Genomic DNA, 7,608 nt, shown 5'->3' on the forward strand with positions numbered 1-7,608 from the left:
GAGCCTCCGCCGCGGATGCCCGGCCGGGACCTCCGGCCGGGCATCCGCACCTTCCAGTGCTTGCGATCTGCGTCGTATGTCCTGTTTCGCACTGCTATCGCGCGTGAGACAACGCACTCTCCGTGAAGCATTGCGCATGGATCCCCCCGGTCGGGGCAGGCGGCCGGACCGCCGGCGCAACCGGCAGGGGGATTCAAGGAACGAAGGGCCAGACGCGACGTGACCGCAGAACAACAGACCATCCATGTGGGCGGAGAATGGCGAGCCGCCGTCTCCGGTGCCACGCGCGACATCATCGACCCCGTCGACGCGACCGCCTTCGCCGTCGTGTCGGAAGGCGATGTCGCGGACACCGACGACGCCGTGGCCGCGGCGCGCGCCGCGTTCGACGACGGTGCCTGGCCGCGTACCCCGGTCGCCGAGCGGGCGAACCTGCTGCGGCGGGTCGCCGCCCTGCTCGAGCGCGACCGCGAGCGCATCGGTGCCCTGGAGAGCCAGGACGCGGGCAAGACGCTGGAGGAGGGCCGCGTCGACGTCGACTGCGTCCGCGACGCCTTCCGCTACTTCGCCGACCTCGTGGAGAGCGAGAGCGGCGCACGCGTCGTCGACGCCGGATCGGACGAGATCCGCAGCGTCGTCGTGCACGAGCCCGTCGGCGTCTGCGCGCTGATCACGCCGTGGAACTACCCGCTGCTCCAGGCCAGCTGGAAGATCGCGCCCGCCCTCGCCGCCGGCAACACCTTCGTGATCAAGCCCAGCGAGATCACCCCGCTGAGCACGGTCGTCCTCGTCGAACTGCTCCTGGAGGCCGGTCTGCCGCTCGGCGCGGCCAACATCGTCACCGGCCCCGGGCACACCGTCGGCGCCCGGCTCGCCGAACACCCCGACGTCGACCTCGTCTCGTTCACGGGCGGTCTCGTCAGCGGTACGAAGGTGGCCCACGCGGCCGCCGACAGCGTGAAGAAGGTCGCCCTCGAACTGGGCGGCAAGAACCCCAACGTCGTGTTCGCCGACGCGTGCGCGACGGCCGAGGGGTTCGACACCGCCGTCGACCAGGCCCTCAACGCCGCCTTCATCCACAGCGGGCAGGTCTGCTCCGCCGGCTCCCGCCTCATCGTCGAGGAGCCCCTGCGCGAGCGCTTCGTCGCCGAACTCGCCCGCCGGGCCGAACTGATCCGGCTCGGCCGCGGCACCGACGCGGGCGTCGAGTGCGGCCCGCTGGTCTCCGCGGCCCAGGTCGCGAGGACCGAGGAGTACGTGGCCTCCGCCCTCGGCGAGGGCGCGGTCCTCCGTGCGGGCGGCGAGCGCCCGGCCGGTCCCGGCTACTTCTACCGGCCCACGGTCCTCGACCGGTGCCACCGCCGGATGCGGATCGTCCGTGAGGAGGTCTTCGGACCCGTCCTCACCGTGGAGACCTTCCGCACCGAGGATGAGGCCGTCACCCTCGCCAACGACACCGAGTACGGCCTCGCCGGAGCGGTGTGGACGGCCGACGAGGACCGTGCCCGGCGCGTCGCGGCCCGGCTGCGCCACGGCACCGTCTGGATCAACGACTTCCACCCCTACCTGCCGCAGGCGGAGTGGGGCGGCTTCGGAAAGAGCGGCATCGGCCGCGAACTGGGCCCCAGCGGTCTCGCCGAGTACCGCGAGGCCAAGCACATCTACCAGAACCTCGCTCCGCGCCCCGTGCGCTGGTTCGCGGGCACGGCGGAGAAGGACCAGGCATGAACGACCAGCACGTGTACGACTACGTCGTCGTCGGCGGCGGTACGGCGGGCTCGGTCATCGCCTCCCGGCTGACCGAGGACCCGGACGTCAGCGTCGCCGTCATCGAGGGCGGCCCCAGCGACGTCGGCCGTGACGACGTCCTCACCCTGCGCCGCTGGATGGGCCTGCTCGGCGGCGAGCTGGACTACGACTACCCCACGACCCAACAGCCCCGCGGCAACTCGCACATCCGCCACAGCCGTGCGCGGGTGCTCGGCGGCTGTTCCTCGCACAACACCCTCATCGCCTTCAAGCCCCTGCCCTCCGACTGGGACGAGTGGGCCGAGGCCGGCGCCGAGGGCTGGGGCGCGGAGGCGATGGATCCGTACTTCGCCCGGCTGCGCAACAACATCGTGCCGGTCGACGAGGCCGACCGGAACGCGATCGCGCGGGACTTCGTCGACGCGGCGCGGACCACGCTGGGTGTGCCGCGCGTCGAGGGCTTCAACAGGCGCCCCTTCCACGAGGGCGTCGGCTTCTTCGACCTCGCGTACCACCCGGAGAACAACAAGCGGTCGTCCGCCTCGGTGGCCTATCTGCACCCGTTCCTGGACCGGCCGAACCTGCACATCGCGCTGGAGACCTGGGCGTTCCGCCTCGAGTTCGAGGGCACCCGGGCCACCGGCGTGCACATCCGGACCAAGGAGGGCGAGGAGCACGTCGTACGCGCCCGGCGCGAGGTCCTCGTCTGCGCGGGCGCCGTGGACACCCCGCGGCTGCTGCTGCACTCCGGGGTCGGACCCCGTGCCGACCTGGAGAAGCTCGGCATCCCCGTCGTGCACGACCTGCCGGGCGTCGGGGAGAACCTGCTCGACCACCCCGAGTCGGTCATCGTGTGGGAGACGCACGGCCCGATCCCGGAGAACTCCGCCATGGACTCCGACGCCGGTCTGTTCGTCCGCCGAGACCCGGAGTCCGAGGGTCCGGACCTGATGTTCCACTTCTACCAGATCCCCTTCACCGACAATCCCGAGCGCCTGGGCTACGAACGGCCCGCGCACGGCGTGTCGATGACCCCGAACATCCCCAAGCCGCGCAGCCGCGGCCGGCTCTACCTCACGAGCGCCGACCCCGAGGTCAAGCCCGCGCTGGACTTCCGGTACTTCACCGACGAGGACGACTACGACGGCCGGACCCTCGTCGACGGCATCCGCATCGCCCGGCAGATCGCGGCGAGCGAGCCGCTGGCCGGATGGCTGAAGCGCGAGGTGTGCCCGGGGCCCGAGGTGACCTCCGACGAGGAGCTCAGCGCGTACGCCCGCCAGGTCGCCCACACCGTCTACCACCCGGCCGGTACGTGCCGGATGGGGGCCGTCGACGACGAACTCGCCGTCGTCGCGCCCGATCTGAGGATCCGGGGCCTCGACGGCATCCGGATCGCCGACGCGTCCGTTTTCCCGACCATGACCGCCGTCAACCCGATGATCGGTGTGCTCATGGTCGGCGAGAAATGCGCCGACCTGCTGGGAGGCACGGTCCGATGAGCACTCCGCACACTCCGCACACTCCGCCGCGGAACCCCGCCGACCCCGTCTTCTCGGTACGCGACCTGTGGAAGGTCTTCGGTCCGAAGGCCGACCGCGTGCCCGCGGACCGCGAACTCGGGTCGCTCGACGCCGCAGAGCTGCGCGAGCGCACCGGCTGCACCGCGGCCGTCCGCGACGTCTCGTTCGACGTCCGCAAGGGCGAGGTCTTCGTCGTCATGGGCCTCTCGGGCTCGGGCAAGTCCACGCTGGTCCGCTGTCTGACCCGGCTCATCGAGCCGACCTCGGGCACGATCGCCATCGACGGCGAGGACGTGCTGTCCATGGACACCGGACGCCTCCGCGAGCTGCGCCGGCACCGGGCGGCGATGGTCTTCCAGCACTTCGGGCTGCTGCCGCACCGCACGGTGCTCGACAACATCGCGTACGGCCTGGAGATCCAGGGTGTGGGGCGAGGCGAACGGCGCGAGCGGGCAGCGGAGTTCGTCACCAAGGTGGGCCTGGACGGTATGGAGCACCGCAGGCCGAGCCAGCTGTCCGGTGGTCAGCAGCAGCGGGTCGGGCTGGCCCGCGCGCTCGCCGTGGACCCCGAAGTCCTGCTGTTCGACGAGCCGTTCAGCGCGCTGGACCCGCTGATCCGCCGGGACATGCAGGAGGAGGTCGTCCGCCTGCACCGGGAGGAGGGACGCACGATGGTCTTCATCACCCACGATCTGAGCGAGGCGCTCAAGCTGGGCGACCGCATCGCGCTGATGCGCGACGGCCGGATCGTCCAGCTCGGCACACCGGAGGAGATCGTGGGCACCCCCGCCGACGACTACGTCCGGGACTTCGTCCGGGACGTGCCGCGCGAGCAGGTCCTGACCGTCCGCTCGGCGATGCGCCCGGCGCTCGTCGGCGAGCACGAGGCCGGTCCCTCGCTCGCCCCGAGCGCCACCGTGCACGAGGCCATCGAGGCCGTCGCCCGTACGGGCGAGAACGCGCGGATCGTCGAGGACGGCAGGTGCCTGGGCGTGGTCGACCACGCGGGCCTGCTCGGTGTCGTCGCCGGGGTGCCGGCCGCGACGGGGAAGGCGGTGGCCTGATGTACGCCCATACGACCTGGCCGCCGCCGGGCGGCACGTACGGTGCGACGACGTCGGCGCCGGGCGGCACGAGCCGTGCCAGCAGCCGTGCCACGACCTCCGCGCCGAGCGGCACGAGCGGTGCCACGAGCCGTGCCACGACCTCCGCGCCGGGCGCCGCGAGCGGCGCCTCGGTCCTGGCGGCGCGCCGCGCCGGTATGACCGCCGGGCGGTGGGGCCGATGACCACCACCGTCACTCCCGTCCCTCCCCGTCCCACGGCCGCCCGCGACGCCGGGTCCGGTGCACTGCGCGCGCTCGCGCGCCACCGCGGCGGGCTGATCGGCGCCGGCACGGCCCTCGCGCTCGTCCTCGGAGCCGTACTCCTGGGCGGCGGAAGCTGGCCCGCGGCGCTCGCCGTCGACCTGTCCGGGCCGCTGGAGCGCACCAGCGACTGGATCATCGACAACCGCGACGGCCACCCGCTGTTCCTCTACTTCCTCGGGCACGTCAGCAACGTCGTGGTCGTGTCCGTCCGCGCGGTGTACCTGCTGCTGCTCGCCCTCGGCTGGGCCGGCGTCACCGCCGCCGCCGGTCTGGTGGCATGGCGTGTCGCGGGCGTCCGGCTCGCGCTGACCTCCGTCGCCGGCTTCGCCGTGTGCGGAGTGCTCGGCATGTGGGTGCCCACGATGCAGACGCTCGCCCTGATGGTGGTCGCCGTCGCCGCGTCCGTGCTGCTCGGAGGCCTCCTCGGCCTCGCCGCGGGCCTGTCGGACCGGATGCACCGGATCCTGCGTCCGGTGCTCGACACCATGCAGGTGCTGCCGGCCTTCGCGTATCTGCTGCCGGTCGTCCTGGTCTTCGGCATCGGCGTGCCCGCGGCCGTCCTCGCGACCGTCGTCTACGCGGCCCCGCCCATGGCCCGTCTCACCGCGCTGGGGCTGCGCGGAGCGGACGCCGGGGTCATGGAGGCCGCCGAGTCGCTCGGTGCCACCGGTCGGCAGCGCCTGCTGACCGCCCGGCTTCCGCTGGCCCGCAAGGAGCTCATGCTCGGCGTCAACCAGTCGATCATGATGGCGCTCGGCATGGCCGTGATCGCCTCGGTCATCGGCGCCGGCGGGCTCGGAGACCGGGTCTACCAGGCGCTGGCCTCCGTCGACGTCGGCGCCGCGCTCGCTGCCGGTGTGCCGATCGTGATGCTCGCCGTCGTCCTCGACAGGGTCACGGCCGCGGCCGGCGACCGCATCGGTGCGGCGCCCGCCCGCCGGGCCGGACTCGGCTGGGCCGTCGCTCTCGCGGTGACCGCCGTCGTCGCCGTCGCGGGCAGGCTGTCCGGCCGGCTCTCCTGGCCCGACGCGTGGACGGTCGGCATCGCCGAGTCCGTCAACGGGGCGGTCGACTGGATGACCGCGCACCTCTACTCCGGCGTGCCGGTCGTCGGCGGCACCGCCGACTGGGCGGCGCGGTTCACCACATGGGTCCTCAACCCCCTGCGCGACGGCCTGCAGTGGCTCCCCTGGTGGGCGGTCCTGCTGACGGTCGGCGCGCTCGCCCTGCTCATCGGCACGTGGCGCACCGCCGCGACGGCCGTCCTCGCCATGGCGGGGATCGGGGTGCTCGGAGTCTGGGGCCCGGCGCTCGACACGCTGTCCCAGGTGCTGGCCGCCGTCGCCGTGACGCTGCTGCTCGGTGTCGCCCTGGGCGTCGCCGCGGCGCGCAGCAACCGCCTGGGGCGGGCGCTGCGGCCGGTGCTGGACGTCTTCCAGACGATGCCGCAGTTCGTGTACCTGATCCCGGTGGTCGCGCTGTTCGGCGTGGGCCGCGCCCCGGCGGTCGCGGCCGCCGTGGTCTACGCGCTGCCGGCCGTCGTACGGATCACCGCCCAGGGCGTGCGCGGAGTGGACCCGGCCGCGATGGAGTCCTCGCGCTCGCTGGGCGCGACCGGGCGTCAGCAGCTGTTCCAGGTCCAACTGCCCCTGGCCCGGCCGGCGTTGCTGCTGGCCGTCAACCAGGGCGTGGTGCTCGTGCTCGCCGTGGTCGTCATCGGCGGCCTGGTGGGCGGTGGCGCGCTCGGATACGACGCCGTCTTCGGCCTCGCCCAGGGCGACCTCGCGACCGGTCTGGTCGCCGGAGCGGCGATCGTCTGCCTCGGCCTGATGCTCGACCGCGTCACCCAGCCGACGGAACGCAGCGCACTCGCCGGAAAGGGGGCCTGAGATGGCTCGTACCCGCATCGCCGCACTCGTGACCGCCGCCGCCCTGGCGGCCGGGCTCACCGGCTGCGGCGCCGCCGACATGACCCGCCAGGCCTCCCCGTACGCCGACGCGAAGGGCTCCCGGACGGTGACCCTGTCCGTGCAGTCGTGGGTGGGAGCGCAGGCCAACGTCGCCGTCGCCCAGTACCTGCTGGAGCACGAGCTCGGCTACCGGGTGGACACCGTCCAGATCGACGAGGTGCCCGCCTGGGACGCGCTCAGCCAGGGCCGGGTGGACGCCATCCTGGAAGACTGGGGCCACCCGGAGCAGGAGAAACGGTACATCGACGACAAGGGGACCATCGAGCGCGGTGGCGATCTCGGGGTGACCGGCCACATCGGCTGGTTCGTGCCGACCTACTTCGCCGAGAAGCACCCGGACGTCACCGACTGGAGGAACCTGGACAAGTACGCCGACGAGTTCCGTACCGCGGAGAGCGGCGGCAAGGGCCAGTTGCTGGACGGCTCGCCGTCCTACGTCACGAACGACAAGGCCCTCGTGAAGAACCTGGACCTCGACTACCAGGTCGTGTTCGCGGGCTCGGAGGCGGCGCAGATCACGCAGATCAAGCAGTTCGCCAAGGAGAAGAAGCCCTTCCTGAGCTACTGGTACAAGCCCCAGTGGCTGTTCGAGAAGGTGCCGATGACGGAGGTGAAGCTGCCCGCGTACAAGGAGGGCTGCGACGCCGAACCGGAGAAGGTGGCCTGCGCGTATCCGCATACGCCGCTGCAGAAGTTCCTCAACGCCCGCTTCGCGGAAGGCGGAGGCGACGCCGCCGCCTTCCTGAAGAAGTTCCGCTGGACGACCGAGATGCAGAACGACGTCGCCCTGATGATCGCGGAGCAGAAGCTGTCGCCACAGGAGGCGGCGGGGCGCTGGGTGAAGGAGAACGAGGCCACCTGGCGGGCCTGGATCCCGTCCTGACGCGGGCGCCGCGGGGGGGGGGGGGGGGCCCCCCGCGGGGGGGGGCCCCCCCCCCCCCCCCCCCCCCCCCCCCCGGGCCGGCCCCCCCGCGGGGGGGGGGGGGGGCCCGCCCCC

Annotated in this window: 6 protein-coding genes; all 6 read left to right on the forward strand. The window is 72.8% G+C overall.

The window, feature by feature from the left end; translation table 11 throughout:
* Positions 1 to 219 precede the first annotated feature (219 nt).
* From ACF1G2_RS03135 to ACF1G2_RS03160, 6 genes are read left to right on the forward strand one after another with little or no spacing between them, the layout of a single operon-like run.
* A complete protein-coding gene (locus ACF1G2_RS03135; RefSeq protein WP_391796567.1) occupies positions 220 to 1,728 on the forward strand; it encodes an aldehyde dehydrogenase family protein in 1,509 nt (502 codons plus the stop codon).
* Positions 1,725 to 3,251, forward strand: a complete 1,527-nt coding sequence (locus ACF1G2_RS03140; RefSeq protein WP_391796568.1) for a GMC family oxidoreductase — start codon at positions 1,725 to 1,727, stop codon at positions 3,249 to 3,251. Before ACF1G2_RS03135 ends, ACF1G2_RS03140 begins: the two co-directional genes overlap by 4 nt.
* Positions 3,248 to 4,336 (forward strand): glycine betaine/L-proline ABC transporter ATP-binding protein, encoded by a 1,089-nt coding sequence (locus ACF1G2_RS03145; RefSeq protein ID WP_391796569.1) that lies wholly within the window; start codon positions 3,248 to 3,250, stop codon positions 4,334 to 4,336. Before ACF1G2_RS03140 ends, ACF1G2_RS03145 begins: the two co-directional genes overlap by 4 nt.
* Complete coding sequence (locus ACF1G2_RS03150) at positions 4,336 to 4,560, forward strand: hypothetical protein (protein ID WP_391796570.1); 225 nt, start codon at positions 4,336 to 4,338, stop codon at positions 4,558 to 4,560. Before ACF1G2_RS03145 ends, ACF1G2_RS03150 begins: the two co-directional genes overlap by 1 nt.
* Positions 4,557 to 6,530, forward strand: coding sequence for an ABC transporter permease (locus ACF1G2_RS03155; protein WP_391796571.1), 1,974 nt, complete (start codon positions 4,557 to 4,559; stop codon positions 6,528 to 6,530). The genes ACF1G2_RS03150 and ACF1G2_RS03155 overlap by 4 nt, the downstream gene beginning before the upstream one ends.
* 1 nt (position 6,531) lies before the next feature.
* Complete coding sequence (locus ACF1G2_RS03160; RefSeq protein WP_391796572.1) at positions 6,532 to 7,494, forward strand: ABC transporter substrate-binding protein; 963 nt, start codon at positions 6,532 to 6,534, stop codon at positions 7,492 to 7,494.
* Positions 7,495 to 7,608: the final 114 nt, after the last annotated feature.

The sequence above is a fragment of the Streptomyces sp. NPDC013457 genome (genome assembly GCF_043089925.1).
Taxonomy (GTDB): Bacteria; Actinomycetota; Actinomycetes; order Streptomycetales; family Streptomycetaceae; genus Streptomyces.

Excerpts from the sequence above, each read along its gene's own strand:
- ACF1G2_RS03140 (WP_391796568.1), top strand. The coding sequence starts at position 1,725 with ATGAACGACCAGCACGTGTACGACTACGTCGTCGTCGGCGGCGGTACG.
- ACF1G2_RS03145 (WP_391796569.1), top strand. The coding sequence starts at position 3,248 with ATGAGCACTCCGCACACTCCGCACACTCCGCCGCGGAACCCCGCCGAC.
- ACF1G2_RS03150 (WP_391796570.1), top strand. The coding sequence starts at position 4,336 with ATGTACGCCCATACGACCTGGCCGCCGCCGGGCGGCACGTACGGTGCG.
- ACF1G2_RS03155 (WP_391796571.1), top strand. The coding sequence starts at position 4,557 with ATGACCACCACCGTCACTCCCGTCCCTCCCCGTCCCACGGCCGCCCGC.
- ACF1G2_RS03160 (WP_391796572.1), top strand. The coding sequence starts at position 6,532 with ATGGCTCGTACCCGCATCGCCGCACTCGTGACCGCCGCCGCCCTGGCG.